Origin of the sequence: Caballeronia telluris (assembly GCF_001544495.1) — a bacterium.
Taxonomy (GTDB): domain Bacteria; phylum Pseudomonadota; class Gammaproteobacteria; order Burkholderiales; family Burkholderiaceae; genus Caballeronia; species Caballeronia telluris.
The window spans coordinates 60,493-80,403 of record NZ_FCNZ02000012.1 but is presented as its reverse complement, the minus strand read 5'-3'; the positions used below and the strand labels follow the sequence as shown (position 1 = coordinate 80,403).

Sequence of the window (19,911 nt, the reverse complement as noted above, 5' to 3'; positions counted from 1 at the left end):
CGTTCGGGTCGAAGTGTTCAAGAAGCCCGATTGTCGTTCATCATCCTCCGCCTGCGGTATTTGTTGTCCTCTCTCCCTTCCTTGATGCTTCTCTCGTCCCGTTCGGGATGGTTTTAATTTTTTTACTCAAGGAATTCTCATGGATACCGGTACCGTCAAGTGGTTCAACGACAGCAAGGGCTTCGGCTTCATCACCCCGGATAAGGGCGGTGACGACCTCTTCGCGCATTTCTCCGAGATCCGAAGCGAAGGCTTCAAGACCCTCGCGGAAAACCAGAAGGTCAGCTTCGAAACCAAGCAAGGCCCGAAGGGTCTGCAAGCGTCGAACATCACGCCGCTGTAATCACGCGCTGTAAGTAGTAGATACAACGCTCGTCGCGGATCGAACCATCGGTCCGCGACTGTAGCTGAACCTCGCGGAGCCTCTTAGCTCCCAGCAAGGTTGCCGCCCAGGCGGTACACCATCGCAGCGCCCCTTCAGCATATCCCAGCGTTTTTTCTCGCATCTTCTAGCGGTTCATTCAGGCTTTAAATCCAGCGTTGCGCCTGTGGCCGGCATGCTTTGCCGCGACCCCCGCGTGCGCTCGCACCATCATGCAAAACTCAAATATTCATAACTACAACGGCTACAAAGTATTGCCGTCGGCACATCGTTTGCCTGACGGATCGTTCTCATCCGACCTCCTGCTCGAACGCCGCGACGGCACGGGCGAGGCAGCGCGCTACCAGTTCCACGTCCTCGATTATTTCGACGACGAACAGGACGCGCTCGTCCATTCGTGCCGCTGGGCACACGCGTGGGTGGACTGCCGCGGCTGATCGCTGACGGCGGTTGTCGTACGTGCCGCAGCGAACAGTCGGCTTGCGGCGATTCATGCGGGCGGGCGTCTCATGCAGCCGGAATGCACGAAAATGGCGGAAGAAGCCGGTGCTTCTGGCGTGGCATGCCACGCAGGAACGGTATCCTTGACTGCAGGCCGGGCGGCAACCAAAGGGGGCTCGAACGACAAGCCGAGCCGCCATGTGCCGACCACCGCCGCTACGATTACAAAACACCGCTTCGGGGTTCGCACGCCAATGAGACTGTCCACCTTTGCCGGAATCGCACTGCTCGCCGCCAGCGGCGTCGCGCTCGCGCAGCAGCCGCTGACTTTGCCCGGCCGCAGCCAGAGCGCAGGCCAGCAGGCCGTCGATAACGCCGCCTGTTACGCCTACGCCAACCAGAACACACGCGTCGTCATGGCGCGCGAGCCGCAGACCGCGCCGCGCGATCAGCCGCGCGAAGCACGCCCGCTCGTGGCGCCGCGGCCCGTCGAGCCGCCGCTGCCGCCGAGCGCGTCCGGTGCGGTTGCCGCTTCGGCTGCATCGGCGCCGATGTCCGCCAGCGCGGCGATGCCGGCGAGCGGCGCATCAGCGGCAATGGTCGCGGGTGCGTCGATGCCTGGCGCCGCGTCCGGTCCTGGCGCAGCGTCGACGGCCGGCGCGAGCGGCGCATCGGATGCCGCCTACGCGGAGATGAAGATGCCGCCGCTGCCGCCGCCCGAGCCGCCGATGGCGCGCTACTGGCGCGCTTACGGCGACTGCATGCAGGGCAAGGGCTACTTCGTGCGCTGAGCGCCGCGTCTCGCCCGATGCGCGCGGACCGGGCGAGCCCCGTCCGCGCGTTTCATTTTCTCGCGCGCTGCAACGCGAGGTGGTGCAGCAGCATGATGGTCTTGCCGTCGACGATCTCGCCGCGCCCAATCATGCCGAGCGCCTGATCGAGCGTCGGTTCGATCACTTCGATGTCCTCTCCCTCGGATGCCACGCCGCCGCCCTGCGCGATCCGCGACGCCGAATCGTAATAGGCGACGAAGAAATACAGCTTCTCGGTCACCGAACCGGGGCTCATGAACGCCTCGAAGACCTTCTCCACGTCGCGCACGCGATAACCCGTCTCTTCCTCCAGTTCCGCGCGGATGCGCTCTTCGGGCGATGCCGCGTCGAGCAAGCCCGCAGGCGTTTCGATCAGCATGCCGTCGTGTCCGTTGACGAACGCCGGCAGCCGGAACTGCCGCGTCAGGACGACCGTCTCGCGAAGCGGATCGAAGAGCAGGATGGTCGCGCCGTTGCCGCGATCGTAGGTTTCACGGCTCTGCCGTTGCCAGACGTTGTCGCGGCGCAGGAAGTCGAACGTCGTTTTCTTGAGCACATACCAGTCTTCGGAAAGAACCTCGGTCTCGATAATGCGTACTCGCTCTGCGGTCGGTGTCGACATGCGCGTGCTCCGCTGTGAGAAAAACACGTTCGCATGGTATCGTGCAGGTTCGTGTAAAAACAAGAAATTTCGTGCATACACATGCACCCGACGGATGCCGATGCTGACCTCACAGAGAAAGAAAGCGATCCTCGAAGCGCTCGCGCGCGACGGCCAGGTGGTGGCGAAAGCGCTCGCCGACGCATTCGGCGTGTCGGAAGACACCGTGCGGCGCGATCTGCGCGAGATGGCAGGCGAGGGGCTATTGCAGCGCGTACACGGCGGCGCGCTGCCGGCATCGCCCGCGACGGCCGATTTCGCGCAGCGCCAATCCATCGAATCGGAGGCGAAGCGCGCTGTCGCGAAAGCGGCGGCGGAAATGGTCGGAGAAGGGCAGGTCGTGATTGTCGACGGCGGGACGACGTGCGTGCAGCTCGCGCGCTACTTGCCGCGCGGCTTGCGCGCGACCGTCGTTACCCATAGCCCGAGCATCGCGATAGAACTGGTCGACCATCCGTCGATCGAGGTCGTCGTGATCGGCGGACGGCTCTTCAAGCATTCGATCGTGACGGTCGGCGCGGCCGCGCTCGAAGCGCTCTCGCACATTCGCGCCGATCTCTTCTTCATGGGCGTGACGGGCGTGCACGCCAGCGCCGGCTTTTCCACCGGCGATCTCGAAGAGGCCTACATGAAGCGCGCACTCGCTGCCCATGCCGCCGAGACGGTCGTGCTGGCCTCGTCGGACAAGATCAACGCGGCGTCGCAGTACAAGATCGGCGAGATCGCGATGGCGAGCACCCTCGTGGTCGAGCGCAACACGCCCGCCGCGCTCACCGACCCGCTCGCGGCGGCGGGCGTCTCCGTCGTGCGGGCGTGAGCGTCGCGACGTAGACGACGTTGTACGCCGCCGTGCCAATCGTCAGATTCGTGACGTAAAGCGGCTGGGCGTCGACCTTGGCGTCCGAAGGCAGGATGCGCAGTTTGCGCCGCTGCAATGTCTGCTGCTAGCAAGTTTGGCGCCCGCGCCGATCGCCGCGCCGGCCAGATATGTCACGGATTCCGAACGAAAAGTTTGTCGGCGATGAATGTAGAAGATGCCGTTGCATCCGCACGCGTGCAATCATCGGAAACGATGCTCGCGCGCCCCTGAACGCGAGCATCCGTCAGCGCAATGAACAGGCAAAGGAGCAAGAATGGACGAACCGACCCGCCAGCAAACGATTCACAAAGGCGGCTGTGCATGCGGCGCTGTGCGCATCCGGGTGAGCGCTGCACCGCTCGAAGTGAACCTGTGCCACTGCATGACGTGCAGGAAGATTCACGGCGCGCCGTTCGGCGTCTATGCAATCTTCGCGCGCGACGCCGCGCAGTTCGCCGGCGAGACCCGCGCGTGGTCGAGTTCGGCGACGGGCCGGCGGCACCACTGCGCGATCTGCGGATCGCCGGTGTATCTCGCGTTCGACGGCGTGCCCGAAGTCGAAATCCCGACCGGCCTATTCGACGAAGTCGGCCTCTATCCGCCGACCTACGAGATCTGGACCAAGCACCGCGAACCGTGGCACGACGCGCAAGGGCGCCCGCAGTACCCGGAAGCGGCGCCTTAGCCTGAGCGCGACGCGCGGCCGCGCCTCAGCACTCGACGATCGCCTTCACGACGCCCGCCTTCGGATCGAGCAGGCCGGAGAATTCGGCGGGGACGTCGGCGAGTTGCAGGCGGTGCGTGTTGAGCGCCGCACTCGGCACTTCGCCCGCGCGCATCGCGGCGAGCACGGTTTCGAAGTCTTCCGGCGTCGCGTTGCGGCTCGCGATGAGCGTCGCTTCGCGCTTGTGGAACTCCGGATCGGCGAACGAAATGCGCTCCGGCACGATCGACACCAGCACGTATTTGCCGCCGTGCGCGATGAATTCGAAGCCGCGCTCCATCGCGCGCGCGTTCCCGGTGGCGTCGAAGACGACGTCGAAGAATTCGCCGTCGGTGAGGCGCGAGAGTTCGTCCTTGTCGCCTTCGCCAATCTGCACGGTCGAGTGCGCCTTCAGTTCGCGGCGGCAGAACGCCAGCCGGTCCTCGCGCGTGTCGAGCGCGGTGACCGTCGCGCCGCGCAGGCGCGCGAACGTGAGCGCCGCCATGCCGATCGGCCCCGTCCCCACGACGAGCACGCGCTGGCCCGCCTGCACGTCGGCGCGGCGTACGGCGTGCGCGCCGATCGCGAGGAATTCGATCATCGCGGCTTCGTCGAGCGAGACGCCGTCGGCCTTGTGGACGAACTGCGCGGGCAGCGTGAGATATTCGGTGAACGCGCCGTCGCGATGCACGCCGAGCACCTGGATGTTCACGCAGCAGTTCGTCTTGCCTTGGCGGCACGCGATGCATTTGCCGCACGACAGGTACGGCATCACGTAGACCGGGTCGCCGGCCTGGAGTCCGCTTGCCGGATCGGCTTCCTCGATCACGCCGGATAGTTCGTGCCCCATCACGCGCGGATAGGCGAGATACGGCTGGTTGCCGGTGAAAATGTGCAGGTCGGTGCCGCAGACGCCGACGCGCTTCACGCGCAGCAGCACTTCATCCTCGCCGCGTTGCGGCTTGTCGCGTTGTTCGGCGCGCAGCAGGCCGGGCGTTTCGCAAATCACAGTCAGCATGTTTTGTCTCAGAATAATGTGGGGCGAGGCCTAATCTAGCGATCTCGCGCGATTTGGTCAAGCCAGTTGTTCTTCGGATGGAATTGGTAAGGCCGGTAGGGCGGCCGAGCGCGGCGCGTGGCTTCGTCATATATTGCAACGAGTCGCAACGCAGAGGACACCGGCAGTGAACGATCTTTTCGATTTCGTCGAGCGGCATCCGCGTCTTTTCGTGCTGTCCGGCGCGGGCATCAGCACGGATTCCGGCATCCCGTGTTACCGCGACCGCGAGGGCCAGCGTACCGGCCGCTCGCCGATTCTGCTGCAGGAGTTCCTCAATTCCGATCACGCCCGCCGCCGTTACTGGGCGCGCAGCCTGATCGGCTGGCCGGTGGTCGCGGGCGCCGAGCCGAACGCGGCGCATCACGCGGTGCGCGCGCTGGCGTCGCGCGGACGGATTGCGCGGCTCGTGACGCAGAACGTCGACGGATTGCACACGCGCGCGGGCAATGCCGACGTCATCGAACTGCACGGCAATATCGGGCGCGTGCGTTGCCTCGACTGCGGCGCGCAGCATCCGCGGGCGGCGGTGCAGCGCATGCTGGAGGCGGCCAATCCGGCGTTCGCGGGCCTCACCGCGCCCGCGGTGCCGGACGGCGATGCGCAAATCGAAGACCTCGATTTCGCCGCGTTCGACGTGCCCGCCTGCCAGCTTTGCGGCGGCGTGCTGAAGCCCGACGTCGTGTTTTTCGGCGAGAGCGTGCCGCGCGCCCTCGTCGACGATGCCGCCCGCGCGCTCGAAGCCGCCGACGCGATGCTCGTGCTCGGGTCGTCGCTGATGGTGTATTCGGGGTATCGCTTCGCCGAGTGGGCGCATCGCGCGGGCAAGCCGATCGCGGCGATCAACATCGGCCGCACCCGCGCCGATGCGCTCTTCGCGGTGAAAGCGGAACAGCCCTGCGCGGCGGCGCTCGGTGCGCTGATCGAGCGGCTGGACGCGCGCGAACTGGCGCGCTAGCCCTCGCGCGCCAGCACTGAAAGACCTTCGAGCAGGCGCTCGACGTCCTGCATGCGCGTGAAAACGCCTGGCGTGACCCGCACGACTTCGCCGGCGTCAGGCCCGGGACGCGCCACCGTGAACACGCCGAAACGCTCGCGCAGCGCCGCGACGATCGCGTCGTTGTCTGCCTTCGACGTGCGCCCGTGCAGCCGGAACGACGTAATGCCCGCCGTCATCGACGGATCGGCGGGCGTCATGATCTGCACGCCGGGCAAGGCGCGCGCGGGCTCGGCCCACGCGTTCCTCAGCGCGCGCAGGCGCGCCTCCTTCGCATGCGCGCCGATTTTCCCGTGCAATTCCAGCGCGGCGGGCACGGTCAGCCACGCGGCGAAATTCGGCGATCCGGTGTGCACGCGCGAGCGGATGTCGCTGGCGGGCCAGGTGCGGTCGCCGAGATAGGGGTCGATCGCATCGAGACTGCCGCGCCGGATATACACCGCGCCGCAACCGAGCGGCGCGCCGATCCACTTGTGCAGGTTCAGCGCCGCAAACGGCGCGCCGAGATCCGGCACATCGAAGTCGAGCATGCCCCACGAATGCGCCGCGTCGACGATCACGCCGGCGCCCGCCGCCTCGGCCATCGCGGCGATGTCGCGCACCGGCATCACCAGACCCGTCGCGAAGCACACATGCGAGAGCAACACGAGCCGCGTGCGCGGATGCGCGCGCAGCGCGGCGGCGTAAGTGTCGAGGACATTTTCTCGCGTGGCGGGCTCGGGAATCGTCAGGCGCACGGGCGTGACGCCCCGGCGCTCGCGCAGCCACTCCATCGCGTCGCGGCCGCACGGGTAGTCGAGGTCGCTGTAGAGCACGGTATCGCCGGGTTCGAGCCGGTTATAGCCGCTGACGAGCGCGAGCAGCGCTTCGGTCGCGTTGCGCGTGAGCTCGATTTCGTCGATCCCGCAGCCCATCGCTTGCGCCACCTTCCCGCGCACGCCGTCCATGATTTGCGGCCAGTGCTGCCGCACGAGCAGCGTGGTTTCGAAGTTGACTCGTTCTGTCCAGTGCAGAAACATCGCCTTCACCGGTTCTGCCATCGCGCCCCAGAAGCCGTTCTCCAGGTTGACGAGCGCGTCCGACTGGCGGTAGAGCGCGCGCACGGCGCTCCAGTAGGGCTCGTCGCCGGCGATGTTCGCCGTCGGCGTGACGGGCAGCGTGCCAAGTGCGGCATCGAATTCGGGCAGGCGGTAGTCGAGTTGCGGCATGCTGGAGCGTGTCGTTTAGGGTGGACAAAAGGAACGCCAGGAAAGATAGCATCCCAGATCGCCTGTCCGCAAACGATGCAATATGGTTTTGTCCACCTTCCCTTCAGACATTTGTATCGGTGTCGTTATATCCCTAAGAGCACCGAATCGGACCGCAGGGCCGCGGCACCCGGTCGGACATCGACAGCCGGCCTTTTCGGCCGGCGGATAGGCGCCTTCGTCCGAATGGACACGGAGAGACACGTGGGTCTGAAGAACATCACAATCAAGAACAAGCTCATCGCGGGCTTCGGCGTCATGGCGGTGCTCGTCCTTGTGATCGCGGGCATGTCGCTGAGCGCGCTCGGCACCGCCACCGACGGATTCTCGCACTACGTGAACGGCATCAACGCGCGCGCCGACGTCGCGGAGCAGTTGCGTGCCGCGGTGGACGGTCGCGCGATTGCGGCCCGCAATCTGGTACTGGTGAAGACGCCCGCCGACGTCGAACTCGAAAAGGCCGAGGTCCTGCGCGCCCACGACGACGTGAAAGCGAAGCTCAAGCAGTTGAAGGACATGATCGCCGCCGCCACGGATACGAGCGAAAAGGCGCGCAGTCTCGTTGCGGAGATGGATCGCGTGGAGGGGCTCTATGGTCCGGTTGCGACCGACATCGTCGGCCTCGCGCTCGCCGGCAACCGCGAGGAGGCGATTGCGAAGATGGACGACGAGTGCCGCCCGCTCCTCGCCACGCTCGTGAAGGCGACGGATGCCTACGCCAGCTATACGCGCGCACGCCGCGAAGTGATCGTGAACGACTATCAGCGCGCCTACGAGACGCGGCGCGACGTGCTGTTTTCGCTGTCGGTGTTCGCCGTGCTGCTCGCGGTCGTGTCCGGCGTGTCGATCACGCGTTCGGTCACGCGGCCGATCGGCGTCGCGGTCGACATCGCCCGCACGGTGGCGCGCGGCGACCTGCGCAGCACGATCGTCGTGGATTCGAAGGACGAAGTCGGCGCGCTGATGCACGCGCTGCGCGAAATGAACGACCGCCTGACCGAGACCGTCGGCCGCGTGCGCACCAGCAGCGGCGCCATCGGCGGCGCGGCGAAGGAAATCGCGACGGGCAATACCGACCTCAGCCAGCGCACCGAGGAACAGGCCGCTTCGCTCGAGGAAACCGCCGCGAGCATGGAAGAACTCACGTCGACCGTGAAGCAGAACACCGAGAACGCGCAGCAGGCGAGCACGCTCGCGCTCAACGCGTCGGCGGTGGCGAACAAGGGCAGCGAAGTCGTCGGGCGCGTGGTCGACACGATGCACGGCATCAGCGAAAGCTCGTCGAAGATCGCGGACATCACCGGGATCATCGAAGGCATCGCGTTCCAGACCAACATCCTCGCGTTGAACGCGGCCGTCGAGGCGGCGCGGGCGGGCGAACAGGGACGCGGCTTTGCCGTGGTCGCAAGCGAAGTCCGCAGCCTCGCGCAGCGCTCGTCGACGGCGGCGAAGGAGATCAAGGACCTGATCGCGAGTTCGGTGGAAAAGGTGCAGGACGGCTCGACGCTCGCCGAGGACGCGGGCAAGACGATGGCGGAAGTGACGCAAGCGGTCGCGCGCGTGACCGACATCATGCAGGAGATCGCGGCGGCATCCGACGAACAGGGACGCGGCATCGAGCAGGTGAACCAGGCCATCGCGCAGATGGACCAGGTGACGCAGCAGAACGCGGCGCTCGTGGAAGAGGCGGCGGCTGCCTCGCACGCGCTCGACGAACAGGGGCGGCAACTGAACGAAACGGTGGCGTTTTTCGTGCTCGCCGGGTCGTCGCACGGTTCGTCTCACGCTGCGCCCGCGCGAGCGGCCTTGACGCCGCCGGTCGCCGCGAAACACGTCCGCGCGCCGTCGCTGCGCCCGGCGGCGAGCGGTAACGAGGGCTGGAACACGTTCTGACGCGAACGCGCCGCCATGCTCATGGCGGCGCGTGCCGGTTCATCGATTCACGTCGACGACCACGCGGCCTTTCACTTCGCCCTGCAACAGGCGGTTCGCGACATCGACCGCTTCGCCGAGCGCGATTTCGCCTGCGACCTGCTCGATGGTTTGCACCGCCACTTCGCTCGCGATGCTGGCCCACGCGCGCAGCCGCCACTCGCGCGGGGCATACACGCTGTCCACGCCGAGCAGGGCCACGCCGCGCAGGATGAACGGCGCAACCGTCGCCGGCAGATCCATGCCCTGAGCGAGTCCGCACGCCGCCACCGCGCCGCCGTAGTGCAGGCTCGCGCAGACGTTCGCGAGCGTGTGGCTGCCGACGCAATCGACCGCCGCCGCCCAGCGCTCCTTTTGCAGCGGCTTGCCGGGCGCCGACAGCGTCGAGCGGTCGATCACCTCGGCCGCGCCGAGTTCGCGCAGACGTGCTTCCTCGGAACTGCGCCCCGTCGATGCCACGACGCGATAGCCGCGTCGCGCGAGTATCGCGATGGCGAAGCTGCCGACGCCGCCGTTCGCGCCGGTCACCAGCACGTCGCCGTCGCCCGGCGCGACGCCGTGGCGTTCGAGCGCCTGCGCGCACAGCATCGCGGTGTAGCCCGCGGTGCCGACCGCCATCGCCTGGCGCGCGGTGAGGCCTTCGGGCAGTTGAATCAGGTGATCGCCTGACACGCGCGCCTTCTGCGCAAGGCCGCCCCAGTGCGTCTCACCGGCGCCCCAGCCGTTGAGCACGACGCTGTCGCCGGGTTTGAACTCCGCATGCGAACTTTCCTCGACGACGCCCGCGAAATCGATACCCGGCACCATCGGAAACGTGCGCACGACCGGGACCTTGCCCGTGATCGCGAGCGCGTCCTTGTAGTTGAGCGTGGAATACGCGACTCGCACGAGCACGTCGCCATCGGCGAGACGCGCTTCGTCGATGGACTGGACGGACGCCTTCGTGCGGTCGTCCTCTTTCTCGAGCAGCAGTGCTTTGAACATCGGCGAAGCTCCATGTCTCCGGCTTGCGGTCCGCACACGCGGCAACGAAGCGCTTATCTGGTTGCACAGCTAATCAAATTGCTCTATGAAGCGATGACCCGTTGAGCTATCGCTTCATGGGCCGGGCGTGTCAGTGATGCTCGAACTGGGCGCGCGGCACAGGTGCGGCTTTAACCTTCGTGTACTGGAACTCCGGCAACGCCTTGATCGCGGCCTTCGTCGCGCCTGCGAGCACCAGCTTGCCGCCGACGAAGTCGAGCTGCTCGATCGGGATCGCCACGTCATGATGCGAGACGCCGAGGAACTGGTTGGCCGCGATGATCGCGAACGACACCGAGCGGTCGGGCGCCACGATGATGTCGTGCACCACGCCGACGCGCGCGCCTTCGTCGTTCACGACCGGCTTGTTCAGAATGGACTTCTTGACGCTCCAACCTTCCACGATGGCCGTCGATACTTCGACGGACACGCCGAGCGGTTGCGCTCCCGCCACCTGCGCGAATGCGGAGGAGGACGCCAGGCCCATCGCGGAAGACGCGATCAGTAAAGCGACGATTCTCGATTTCATGTGTCCATTTCCTTTAGGTTGAAAGAGCAGTGAATCCGGAACGCGCGAGAGAGCGCGCTAGCAGTTTGACGGATTCGCGTGCGCTTTGCAGATATGGCGTCATGCACCGAGATCGAGCAAGGCGACGAAGCGCCCGGAACGTCAAGCGTCACCGGGCGGTTCTCTTATCGTCACCCCGCGCGATGCTTGAGAGCGCTTCCTTTATGCACCGCGTGCTTGCCGCTCTTTTCGCTCTCCACTTCATAGTGCGGCTCGGAAGCGGACGCGTCGACGGTATGGCCGGCGACGGTCGTGCGCTCCGTGATGACGCGCACGATGTGGCCCGTCGTCTCCCCTTGCGGCGTGTTCCAGCTGACGTGATCGCGTACCTTGAAGGCAGTTGTCATGTGGGTTCCCTTCGTGAATGTGAGGGCTTATCTCAGCCGGTCGAGCGTCCCGGTATCGGGCTTGTCGCCGAAGTATTTATTGAGCGCTTCGTCGAACTCGGCCGTATCGGTCGAGCATTGCGCGAACAGTGTCATCGACGAATGGAATTTCATGTCGTCGGGGTAGCCGAAGATTTGATCGACGGTGCGCTCGCGCACGTCGTTCACGATGCGCGTGAGTTCGCGCAAGCGCGCGCCGAGGACCGGATGCGCAAGGTACGCTTCAGCTTCGGCAAGCGACGCAATCGCATAATGCTGCGCCATCGCGCTATGCCCGAGGCCCGCGATCTGCGGGAACATGAACCACATCCAGTGCGTGCGCTTTCTTCCCGCCTGCAATTCGCTGCGGGCGTCGTCATAGGCCGTCCGCTGCGCATCGACGAAGCGTTCCAGATCGTAGTCGTCGCTCATGTGTCATCTCCTCCTTCCTGGCTCGACGAGGGTCGCATTCGAGCAGCAACGCTTATTCCCGCCGCTATTGCCGTCCACGCGTTCAGCCGGCAACCGCTTCGACGATGCGCGTGCGCAATGCAGTGCCGGGATAGGCGCCGAAGCCTGCCTGCACGTTGTCGATCATGTGCTCGCGACGGCCCGTGCCCGGAATCACGCAGGTGACGGCGGGATTCGCCAGCACGAACTTGAGCAGCAATTGCGCCCAGCTTCCGCAGCCGATTTCCTGTGCGAACGATGGCAACGGACGGTCCTTGAGCCGCCCGAGCAATCCGCCGCCGCCGAACGGCTGGTTGACGATCACCGCGACGCCGCGTTCGGCCGCGAGCGGCAGGATGCGCCGCTCGGCGTCGCGGTCGTCGGCTGCGTAGTTGATCTGCACGAAGTCGAGTTTCTCCGAGCGCAATACCGCTTCGACATCGCCGAACGCACTCGACGTGTAATGCGTGATGCCGATGTAGCGAATGCGGCCGCTGGCTTTCCAGTCGCGCAAGGTCGCGAGCTGGGTGCGCCAGTCGAGCAGATTGTGGATCTGCATCAGGTCGATGCGCGGTTGCTGGAGCCGCCGCATCGATTGCTCCATCTGCGCGATGCCGGCTTCGCGTCCCTGCGTCCACACCTTGGTCGCGACGAACGCCTTGCGATGGGCATCGAGTTGCGTGAGCAGCGCGCCGGCGACTTCCTCGGAAGAGCCATACATCGGCGACGAATCGATCACGGAGCCGCCCGCTTCGAAGAGCACGCGCAGCACGTCGGCGAGACCCGCGCGGGCGCCGGCGTCGCTGCCGACGTCGAAGGTGCGCCATGTACCGCAGCCGACGACGGGAAGCGCCTCGCCCGTCGATGAAATCGGACGCTTGAGCATGGTGTGGGTGTCGGGCGTCTGGGCGCGAGCGACGTGCGTGAGCGGCAGCGCGAGGGCGGCCTGGGTCGTGAAACGCAGAAAGGCACGGCGATCGTGCTTGGATGAAGTCATAGTGACAGGACTGAAGCGACGTGCTTGCAAGCGGTCGGGGTCGCGCATCACAGGCGCTTGCTGAAATGATGCGCCTTTTCGACAGCAGGCGCTGTCAGCGCGACATCTTCGCCTCGTCGAGACATGCGAGCTTTTCTAAGTCGTCGAGCGCCTTGATGGTCGGCACGACCGTGCCTTTCCGCTTCACCCCGCGTTTCGCCGACCAGGAAATCGTGCATCCCCTCGACCGCTCGACGGTGACATCCGCGCGTGGCAATCATGCGCCCGCCCCGCGAAAGGTCTACAGTGGTCCCGACACCGAGAGCCCACGGGAGATGAATCTTGACCTTACGACCCTCACGCGCCATGCCGGAAGTCTCGGCTAGCGAGCCGCTTGTTCCCTCTGCCTTTTTCGCCGTGGTCGCGAAATGATCAAGGTGACCGATCCGCAACGCTTCGTCGTGCGGCACCTGAGCGCGTATCGTTATTCGGAGCCGGTCGAGTTCGGCGAGCATCGCATGATGTTCCGGCCGAGATCGAGCCACGATCTGCGACTCGTCACGACGCACCTGCACATCACGCCGACGCCCGCGCATCTTCACTGGCTGCACGACGTGTTCGACAATTCCGTCGCCGTGGCGACGTTCGCCGGCGAGGCGCCCGAGCTGATCTTCGAAAGCCATGTCACGCTGGAACACTACGAGGCGCCGCAGCCCGACTACGCGCTCGAACGCTATGCCGCGACGTACCCCTTCGCCTACACGAACGAAGAGGCATCCGATCTCGTCAACGCACGCAATCGCCAGCATCCGGACGAAGACGTGAGCACGTGGGCGCGCCAGTTCCTTTCATCGGGAACGGCGACCGGCACACTCTCGATGCTGCGCGCGATGACACTCGGCATCGCCAACGACTTCAAGTATGTGCGCCGCACCGAGAAGGGCGTGAACCGTCCGGCCGACACGCTGCGTCACAAGAGCGGCAGTTGCCGCGACTTCGCGGTGCTGATGATGGATGCGGTGCGGTCGCTGGGGCTCGCGGCGCGTTTCGTGAGCGGCTATATCTTCGTGCCGGACCATTCGGCGACGCAGGGTGGCGGCGCGACCCACGCCTGGCTTCAGATCTATTTGCCCGGTGCGGGCTGGGTGGACTTCGACCCGACCAACAGCATCATCGGCAATCGTCATCTGATACGCGTGGCGGTCGCGTGGAACCACTATCAGGCGTTGCCGCTCTGGGGCACGTGGAACGGTACGCCCGGCGCGTTTCGCGGACTCGAAGTCGAAGTGAGCGTGACGGAGATTCCCGCCGAAGACGATTCAAGCGACAAAGAAAAGAAGGACGCGGTTGCGGCAAAAGTGTCGAAATAAACCGGACGAAACACCGGTCGATGCTGGTGGCGCGTGCGCTGCGGCAGGCGCCCCCGCGCCCCCGCATGAACTACGGTACGATGGCTCGTCCCCGTGAGCGTCCGACGCAAGGACCGGCGAGCCATGCATCACCCTTCACACCATTTCGCGCGGCGTATCGCGTTCGCATGCATGCTGGCGGCGGGCGGAGCGTTGCCGGCAGCGGCGGTGTCCGCGCCCCAAGAGCCGTCCACGGTCGTGAGCGACGTGCACGTCTTCGTCGTGGCGGAGGACGGCTCGCTGACCGAAGACGACGAAACCATCCTGCGCGCAAACACGCCCGCCGGCATCGACGAAATCGCGCAGCGCTACGTCTGGTTCGACAAGAGCGTGTCGAAGGTCGATATCGTCGATGCCTATGCGATCGACATGAACGGCGTGCGCCACGCCGTGATGCCCGACCAGATCCGCGACATCCAGGAGCCGCGCTCGGCGGGTGCGCCGACCTTCCAGGACGCGAAGCTGCGCGCCGTGATCTATCCGGGCGTCGGCACCGGGTCGAGCGTCTATCTGCGCTTTCACAAGAGCCAGTCCGCGGCCGTCGTCGCGGGACAGTTCAATTACTTCGTCGAGCCGGGACGCCGCCCGGTGCAAAGCCAGACGCTGATCTTCGACCTGCCTGCCGGCAAGACCCTCTACGCCGACGCGCGCGGTTACGTCGCCCGGCCGCCGGTCACCGAGAACGGCCGCACGCGTTATCAGTTCGACTACAGCCGCGAGCGCTTCGAGCGCGTCGAAAGCGGCTCGGTGGGTTATGCGCAGTACGGCGACCGCCTGATCGTCTCGACCTTTCCCGACTACGCCGCGTTCGCCGCGAGCTACCGCGAACCCGCCGCCGATCCGACGGCGAACGCGCCCGCGATCCGCGATCTCGCGCGCTCCCTCACGCTGAACGATACCGACGACCGCGCCCGTGCGAAGACGCTCTACGACTGGGTACGCCGCAACGTCCGCTACGTGGCGCTCTTCATCGGCCAGAGTCCGGCGGTGCCGCACCGCGCCGCCGACATCCTCGCGAACCGCTACGGCGACTGCAAGGACCACGTCGCGCTCTACGGCGCGTTGCTTTCGGCCGTCGGCATCCGGAGCGAGCCGGCGCTCATCGCGCTCGGTTCCGTCTACACCTTGCCGTCGGTGCCGGGCTACGGTTCCGGCGCGATCAATCACGTCATCACGTGGCTGCCGGACCTCAACCTCTACGCCGATGCGACCGCGTCGAGCGTCGAATTCGGTTATCTGCCGCTCACCGACATGGATCGCCCGACGCTGCTCGTCGATTCCGGCACGCTCGCCCGCACGCCTGCCGTGCAGCCGCTTTCGCGCGATGCGCGCCTGCAAGTCGACGTGACGGCGAGCGGCACGGCGGCGCTGTCGTACTGGGTGCAGGACGCGGGCTGGAGCGCGGAGATGGAGCGCTCGAACCTGCGCGCGGCAAGCGCCCAGCGCCGCGAGCTGATCGCGGCCGACCGGCTGCGCGCGACCGGCCTGCGCGGCAGCGCGACGCTTACGACGAGCGACGTCGATGCGACCGGCGGCCCGTTCGTCACGACCATCGACGGCTCGCTCGACGAAGTCGTCTGGCCGACTGGCACGACGGCGCTCCCGGCGCTGTCGAGCCTCTCGGGCGGCATCGCGACGCAGGTCCGCAACTGGCTTTCCGAGCGCACGCGCGCGCAGCCCTACGTGTGCGTCGGTGGCGACTTCGACGAGGTGTCGCAGATCGCGCTGCCGAAGGACGTGCGGGTGGTCGAGGTGCCGGACGGCGCGGATGTCGCGGGCCGTTTCTTCGATTACCGCTCTCGGTACCTGTTCGATCCGTCCACCAACGTGATCCAGGTGACGCGCCGCCTGCGGGCGGATTTCGGCAAGCAGGTATGCTCGCCCGCTGATTTCGAGGCCGCGCTCGCGATCTTGAAAAGGATCGAGCGCGACACGCAGTCGCAGATCATCGTGAAGGCGGCGGCGCGCTGAGCGGCGGGCACGGCGCTAAGTCGCGCCAAAGTCGGATGGCATAAAATCGGCAGGGGCGCGAGCGCCGGCCACAACGACAAACCGACAATACCAATAGAAGCCCCATCGTTCGAATGGGCGGAGAGAACGTCAAATGCCCTTTTTGATTAAGGATCACGGCTGCCCAGGGTGGAAGGGCGAGATGGCCGGACGCATCAGGACGTTCGAGTGGTCGCAGACCGAACTCGGTCCGATCGAATCCTGGTCGCGCGCGCTCGCGACCGCCGTGCAACTGCTCCTGGCCTCGCCGGTGCCGCTCGTCATGTTGTGGGGGCGCCCGGGTTACATGATCTACAACGACGCCTACGCGGGCTTCGCGGGCGGCCGGCATCCCTATCTGCTCGGCTCGCCGGTCGAACTCGGCTGGCCGGAGATCGCGAGTTTCAACCGCAACGTCGTGGACACCTGCCTCGCGGGCGGCACGCTCACGTATCGCGACAAGGCGCTCGTGCTGCTGCGCAACGGCCGCCCGGAAGAGGTGTGGATGGATCTGTACTACAGCCCCGTTCCCGGCGACGACGGCGCGCCGGCCGGCGTCCTCTCGGTCGTCGTGGAAACGACCGGGCGGATTCTCGCCGAGCGGCACCGCGAGGCCGCCGAAGCCGCTTTCCGCGCGACCGACGAACGCCTGCAGATGGCACTGAACACGGGCGCGGTGCTCGGCACCTGGGTCTGGGACATCGCCGCCGACACGGTCACGGGCGACGAGCGTTTTGCGCGCACCTTCGGCGTCGACGTGGACGAGGCCGCGCGCGGATTGCCGCGCGCCATCGCGAACGAGGCGATTCATCCCGACGACCGCGAGCGGATCGAACGCACGGCGCACGAGACGCTCGCCACGCGCCAGCCGCTCAACGCCGAGTACCGCATCCGTCGGCCCGACGGCAGCTACGGCTGGGTGCAGGCGAACGGACGCTGCGAATTCGACGAAACGGGTGCGCCCAGCCGCTATCCGGGCGTGCTGATCGATATCCACGAGCGCAAGATCGCCGAGGAAGCGCTGCGCCACTTGACGGGCACGCTTGAGCAACGCGTCGCCGATGCGGTCGCCGCGCGCGCCGCGGCCGAGGCGCAGTTGCGCCAGGCGCAGAAGATGGAAGCGATCGGCAGTCTGACGGGCGGCGTCGCGCACGATTTCAACAACGTGTTGCAGGTCATCAGCGGCAATCTGCAGATGCTCGCGACGAGCGTCGGCAACGACGCCGCCACGCAGCGCCGGATTTCCGCCGCGACCGACGCCGTGCAGCGCGGCGCGCGGCTCGCCTCGCAACTGCTCGCGTTCGCGCGGCGCCAGCCGCTTTCACCGGCCGTGGTCAATCCGGTACGGCTGCTCGCTGGCATGAAGGAGATGCTGCATCGCGTGCTGGGCGAGACCGTCGCCGTGCAGACGCGTAGCGACGGCGCGTCGTGGAACGTGCTCGTCGATCGCAACCAGTTGGAAAATGCGCTGCTCAATCTCGCCATCAATGCGCGCGACGCGATGCACGGCGAAGGCACGCTGACGCTGACGGCGACCAATGTCGTCATCGGTGCGCAGAAGGAGGCGGGCCACGCGTGCTGTCGCGAGTCCGTCGAACTGCCGCGCGGCGATTATTTGCGCTTTTCGGTGTCCGATACCGGAGCGGGCATGGCGCCCGAGGTTCTGGAACACGCGTTCGAACCGTTCTTCACCACCAAGCCCGATGGCCGCGGCACAGGCCTCGGCCTCAGCATGGTGTTCGGCTTCGTCAAGCAGAGCGGCGGGCACACCGCCATCGAGAGCGCGCCGGGCCGCGGCACGACCGTGTGCCTGTATTTCCCGCGCTGCGACGAGGCCGAGACACCCGAAGCCGCCGATACGGGCGGCGTGCCGCTCGGGGCGCACGAAACGGTGCTGGTCGTCGAGGACGATGCCGATGTGCGGATCACCGCCGTCGAGCTCTTGACGGAACTCGGCTATGACGTGCTGAAGGCGGCGAACGGCGACGAGGCGGCGAGGCTCGTCGAGAGCGGCATGCCGATCGACTTGCTGTTCACCGACGTCGTGATGCCGGGCGAAGTGAAGAGCGCCGAACTCGCGCGGCGCGCGGCGGCGCGCACGCCGCCGATCCCGGTGCTGTTCGCCTCGGGCTACACGCGCGACGTGATCTTCCATCAGGGCAAGCTCGATCGCGGCGTGACGCTTTTGAACAAGCCGTATCGGCGTGACGATCTCGCGCGCAAGATCCGCGCGGCGCTCGATCGCGGTGTCGAAACACGCGCTGAAGTGGAAAGGAAATCCGGCGCTGCCACGATGCGGTCGGCGGGCGTGCATTCGGTCCTGCTCGTCGAGGATGAAACCGACTCGCGCGAAGCGATGCACGATCTGCTGACGATCCTCGGTCTCGACTGCACTGCCGTGGCAAGCGCGGAAGAAGCGCTCGCCGTCGTGACGCGGGAGAAGTTCGACGCGCTCCTGAGCGACATGAACCTGCCCGGCATGTCAGGCGCCGAACTCGCGCGCGAAGTGCGGCGCACGCGGCCGGGCATGCGCGTGCTGCTGATATCGGGCTATGGCGACAGCGCCGAGATCGGCGAGCCGATTCCGGACGTGCGCATGCTGGCGAAGCCCGTCGACTTCGCGCTGCTGCAAAGCGAACTGACTGGCCTGACCGATGGCGCGTAGCGCGCGCAGCCGGTTTACCGTTTTACCGCCGATGCCAGCATGCACGGCATCGGCACGAGCAACTGGCCTTCCCGCAGATAAGCGGCGGCGCGCGTCTTCACTTCCTTTTCGATCCGCGCAAGCGCCGACGCCTCCTGCGCCCGGAGCAACGCGCCCATGCGCACACCGCCGTGCAGCAGGCCGTGGAACGGCGTCTCGGGCGGCGCGAAAGGCCACGTCTGATCGACTTCGACCGCCTGCGGATCGGCCAGTCCCGCCTCGACGAGGACGCGCTTCGATTCGTCGGGGTCACTGAAGCGAAAGAACGGCGGCGCGGCGGGCAGCGCGACGTCCAGCCGCCCGTGCTGCTGCACGGCGTCGAGCACCATCTGGAAGCCGACCGCCCGCTCGGGCGCGGCCCATACCGTGAACGCCACGCGCCCGCCCTTGCGCAACACGCGGGCCGCTTCGGCGAGCGCCGCTTCCGGATGCGGAAAATGCAACATGCCGAAACTGATGCCGACCGCGTCGAAACGCTCGTCGCCGAACGGGAGCGACTCGGCACTCGCGACCTGAAACTCGACGTCCGGATGCGACTGCCGTGCGTGCGCGATCATCGTGGCGGAGAAATCGACGGCCGAGATCGTCGCGCCGCGCTCCAGCGCCGCCGCGGCCAGATTGCCGGGGCCGGTCGCGACATCGAGCATGCGCGTTCCCGCGCCGACTTCGAGCGCGTCGAGCAGCGCGCCATGCGACTGCGCCGTCAGACGGCCAAAGTAATTCTCATACGGCTGGACGATATGCTCCCAGCCACGGTGCTCGAATGCCGTGAAATCGTCGTAGTCCATCGCAGAATCTCCGCGTGACGGGCGGCATCGCGCTTCGTGGCCGACGCTCGCGCGCAGCCGCTCACGGCTGCGTGCAGGCGGTCGAACGGCGGGGCGTCTCGGCGGGCTTCAGCTGGCTGGCCGGGCGAGCGATGCCTTCAGCTCCTTGAGCGCGTCGTCCATGCGCTGCGCCACGAGCGCATAGGCTTCGGCCTGAGTCTGCTGGGTGGTGCGCGCGATGTCTTCCATGTCGGCGAGACCGTCGCGCAGCGCGCGTTGCACGACTTCGGTGGCATCGAACGAGAGCTTTTGCGGCGACGCTTCCAGTTGCTGCGCAATGACTTCGAGTTCGCTCAGCGCGCGGCGCAGGATTTCGAGTTGCTTGTCGCGCAGTGCCTGCATGCCGCCGAACGCCACCTGATTGGCGGCGGCGAGCGCTTCGACGTCCTTGCGGCGCGATTCGAGGATCGCCGTCACGTCGAAGCCGGGCAGCTTGTATTGCTGGAATATCGCGGCGAACTGGCTGAAAGGATCGGCGAATTTTGCTTGATTCATGCGTGTCTCCCAGG

21 protein-coding genes are annotated in these 19,911 nt (G+C 66.4%); 11 read left to right on the top strand and 10 right to left on the bottom strand.

Features of this window, described 5'->3' with window-relative positions; all coding sequences use genetic code 11:
• Positions 1-139 precede the first annotated feature (139 nt).
• From AWB66_RS16990 to AWB66_RS16980, 3 genes are all read left to right on the top strand, one after another.
• On the top strand, positions 140-343 hold the full coding sequence (locus AWB66_RS16990; protein WP_062633897.1) for a cold-shock protein: 204 nt from the start codon (positions 140-142) through the stop codon (positions 341-343).
• Positions 344-594: 251 nt separating this feature from the next.
• A complete protein-coding gene (locus AWB66_RS16985; RefSeq protein WP_087631350.1) occupies positions 595-819 on the top strand; it encodes a hypothetical protein in 225 nt (74 codons plus the stop codon).
• A 258-nt stretch (positions 820-1,077) separates the two neighbouring features.
• Positions 1,078-1,614 (top strand): hypothetical protein, encoded by a 537-nt coding sequence (locus AWB66_RS16980; RefSeq protein ID WP_087631349.1) that lies wholly within the window; start codon positions 1,078-1,080, stop codon positions 1,612-1,614.
• A gap of 52 nt (positions 1,615-1,666) precedes the next feature.
• On the opposite strand, the gene AWB66_RS16975 is transcribed toward AWB66_RS16980, so the two are convergent.
• The gene (locus AWB66_RS16975; RefSeq protein ID WP_087631348.1) at positions 1,667-2,257 is read right to left on the bottom strand and encodes an NUDIX domain-containing protein; all 591 of its coding nucleotides are present in this window, start codon (positions 2,255-2,257) and stop codon (positions 1,667-1,669) included.
• Between the two features lie 100 nt (positions 2,258-2,357).
• Here AWB66_RS16975 and AWB66_RS16970 point away from each other — a divergent pair, with 100 nt between their 5' ends.
• Both AWB66_RS16970 and AWB66_RS16965 read left to right on the top strand, forming a co-directional pair.
• Positions 2,358-3,113, top strand: a complete 756-nt coding sequence (locus AWB66_RS16970) for a DeoR/GlpR family DNA-binding transcription regulator (RefSeq protein ID WP_087631453.1) — start codon at positions 2,358-2,360, stop codon at positions 3,111-3,113.
• Between the two features lie 316 nt (positions 3,114-3,429).
• Positions 3,430-3,840: a GFA family protein gene (locus AWB66_RS16965; RefSeq protein ID WP_087631347.1), complete on the top strand. Its 411-nt coding sequence runs from the start codon at positions 3,430-3,432 to the stop codon at positions 3,838-3,840.
• A 25-nt stretch (positions 3,841-3,865) separates the two neighbouring features.
• Here the strand turns inward: AWB66_RS16965 and AWB66_RS16960 are convergent, their stop codons facing one another.
• Positions 3,866-4,876 carry a zinc-binding alcohol dehydrogenase family protein gene (locus AWB66_RS16960; protein ID WP_087631346.1) on the bottom strand — a complete coding sequence of 337 codons (1,011 nt, stop codon included), beginning with the start codon at positions 4,874-4,876 and terminating at the stop codon, positions 3,866-3,868.
• A 130-nt stretch (positions 4,877-5,006) separates the two neighbouring features.
• Between AWB66_RS16960 and AWB66_RS16955 the strand changes: the two genes are divergently transcribed.
• Positions 5,007-5,873 carry an NAD-dependent protein deacetylase gene (locus AWB66_RS16955; RefSeq protein ID WP_200819002.1) on the top strand — a complete coding sequence of 289 codons (867 nt, stop codon included), beginning with the start codon at positions 5,007-5,009 and terminating at the stop codon, positions 5,871-5,873.
• Here AWB66_RS16955 and AWB66_RS16950 read toward each other — a convergent pair.
• Complete coding sequence (locus AWB66_RS16950; protein ID WP_087631344.1) at positions 5,870-7,120, bottom strand: aminotransferase class V-fold PLP-dependent enzyme; 1,251 nt, start codon at positions 7,118-7,120, stop codon at positions 5,870-5,872. The two genes, AWB66_RS16955 and AWB66_RS16950, sit on opposite strands and share 4 nt — an antisense overlap.
• 243 nt (positions 7,121-7,363) lie before the next feature.
• On the opposite strand from AWB66_RS16950, the gene AWB66_RS16945 reads away from it, so the two are divergent.
• A complete protein-coding gene (locus AWB66_RS16945; RefSeq protein WP_087631343.1) occupies positions 7,364-9,052 on the top strand; it encodes a methyl-accepting chemotaxis protein in 1,689 nt (562 codons plus the stop codon).
• Between the two features lie 39 nt (positions 9,053-9,091).
• Here the strand turns inward: AWB66_RS16945 and acuI are convergent, their stop codons facing one another.
• The 5 genes from acuI to AWB66_RS16920 form a co-directional block, all read right to left on the bottom strand.
• A complete protein-coding gene (gene acuI / locus AWB66_RS16940; RefSeq protein ID WP_087631342.1) occupies positions 9,092-10,075 on the bottom strand; it encodes an acrylyl-CoA reductase (NADPH) in 984 nt (327 codons plus the stop codon).
• Between the two features lie 130 nt (positions 10,076-10,205).
• On the bottom strand, positions 10,206-10,643 hold the full coding sequence (locus AWB66_RS16935; RefSeq protein WP_087631341.1) for a PRC-barrel domain-containing protein: 438 nt from the start codon (positions 10,641-10,643) through the stop codon (positions 10,206-10,208).
• Between the two features lie 170 nt (positions 10,644-10,813).
• Complete coding sequence (locus tag AWB66_RS16930; protein ID WP_087631340.1) at positions 10,814-11,029, bottom strand: hypervirulence associated TUDOR domain-containing protein; 216 nt, start codon at positions 11,027-11,029, stop codon at positions 10,814-10,816.
• Positions 11,030-11,056: 27 nt separating this feature from the next.
• Positions 11,057-11,479 carry a DUF1810 domain-containing protein gene (locus AWB66_RS16925; protein ID WP_087631339.1) on the bottom strand — a complete coding sequence of 141 codons (423 nt, stop codon included), beginning with the start codon at positions 11,477-11,479 and terminating at the stop codon, positions 11,057-11,059.
• A gap of 82 nt (positions 11,480-11,561) precedes the next feature.
• The gene (locus AWB66_RS16920; RefSeq protein WP_087631338.1) at positions 11,562-12,494 is read right to left on the bottom strand and encodes an aldo/keto reductase; all 933 of its coding nucleotides are present in this window, start codon (positions 12,492-12,494) and stop codon (positions 11,562-11,564) included.
• A gap of 65 nt (positions 12,495-12,559) precedes the next feature.
• On the opposite strand from AWB66_RS16920, the gene AWB66_RS32970 reads away from it, so the two are divergent.
• The 4 genes from AWB66_RS32970 (at position 12,560) to AWB66_RS16905 (ending at position 18,536) form a co-directional block, all read left to right on the top strand.
• Positions 12,560-12,859: a hypothetical protein gene (locus tag AWB66_RS32970; RefSeq protein ID WP_125469740.1), complete on the top strand. Its 300-nt coding sequence runs from the start codon at positions 12,560-12,562 to the stop codon at positions 12,857-12,859.
• A 42-nt stretch (positions 12,860-12,901) separates the two neighbouring features.
• Positions 12,902-13,843: a transglutaminase family protein gene (locus AWB66_RS16915; protein WP_235021139.1), complete on the top strand. Its 942-nt coding sequence runs from the start codon at positions 12,902-12,904 to the stop codon at positions 13,841-13,843.
• A gap of 171 nt (positions 13,844-14,014) precedes the next feature.
• Complete coding sequence (locus AWB66_RS16910; RefSeq protein WP_235021149.1) at positions 14,015-15,853, top strand: DUF3857 domain-containing transglutaminase family protein; 1,839 nt, start codon at positions 14,015-14,017, stop codon at positions 15,851-15,853.
• 133 nt (positions 15,854-15,986) lie between these two features.
• Complete coding sequence (locus tag AWB66_RS16905; protein WP_087631336.1) at positions 15,987-18,536, top strand: response regulator; 2,550 nt, start codon at positions 15,987-15,989, stop codon at positions 18,534-18,536.
• A 14-nt stretch (positions 18,537-18,550) separates the two neighbouring features.
• On the opposite strand, the gene AWB66_RS16900 is transcribed toward AWB66_RS16905, so the two are convergent.
• Together AWB66_RS16900 and AWB66_RS16895 are read right to left on the bottom strand one after the other, a co-directional pair.
• Positions 18,551-19,363, bottom strand: a complete 813-nt coding sequence (locus AWB66_RS16900; protein ID WP_087631335.1) for a class I SAM-dependent methyltransferase — start codon at positions 19,361-19,363, stop codon at positions 18,551-18,553.
• A 108-nt stretch (positions 19,364-19,471) separates the two neighbouring features.
• Complete coding sequence (locus AWB66_RS16895) at positions 19,472-19,897, bottom strand: phasin family protein (protein WP_087631334.1); 426 nt, start codon at positions 19,895-19,897, stop codon at positions 19,472-19,474.
• Positions 19,898-19,911: the final 14 nt, after the last annotated feature.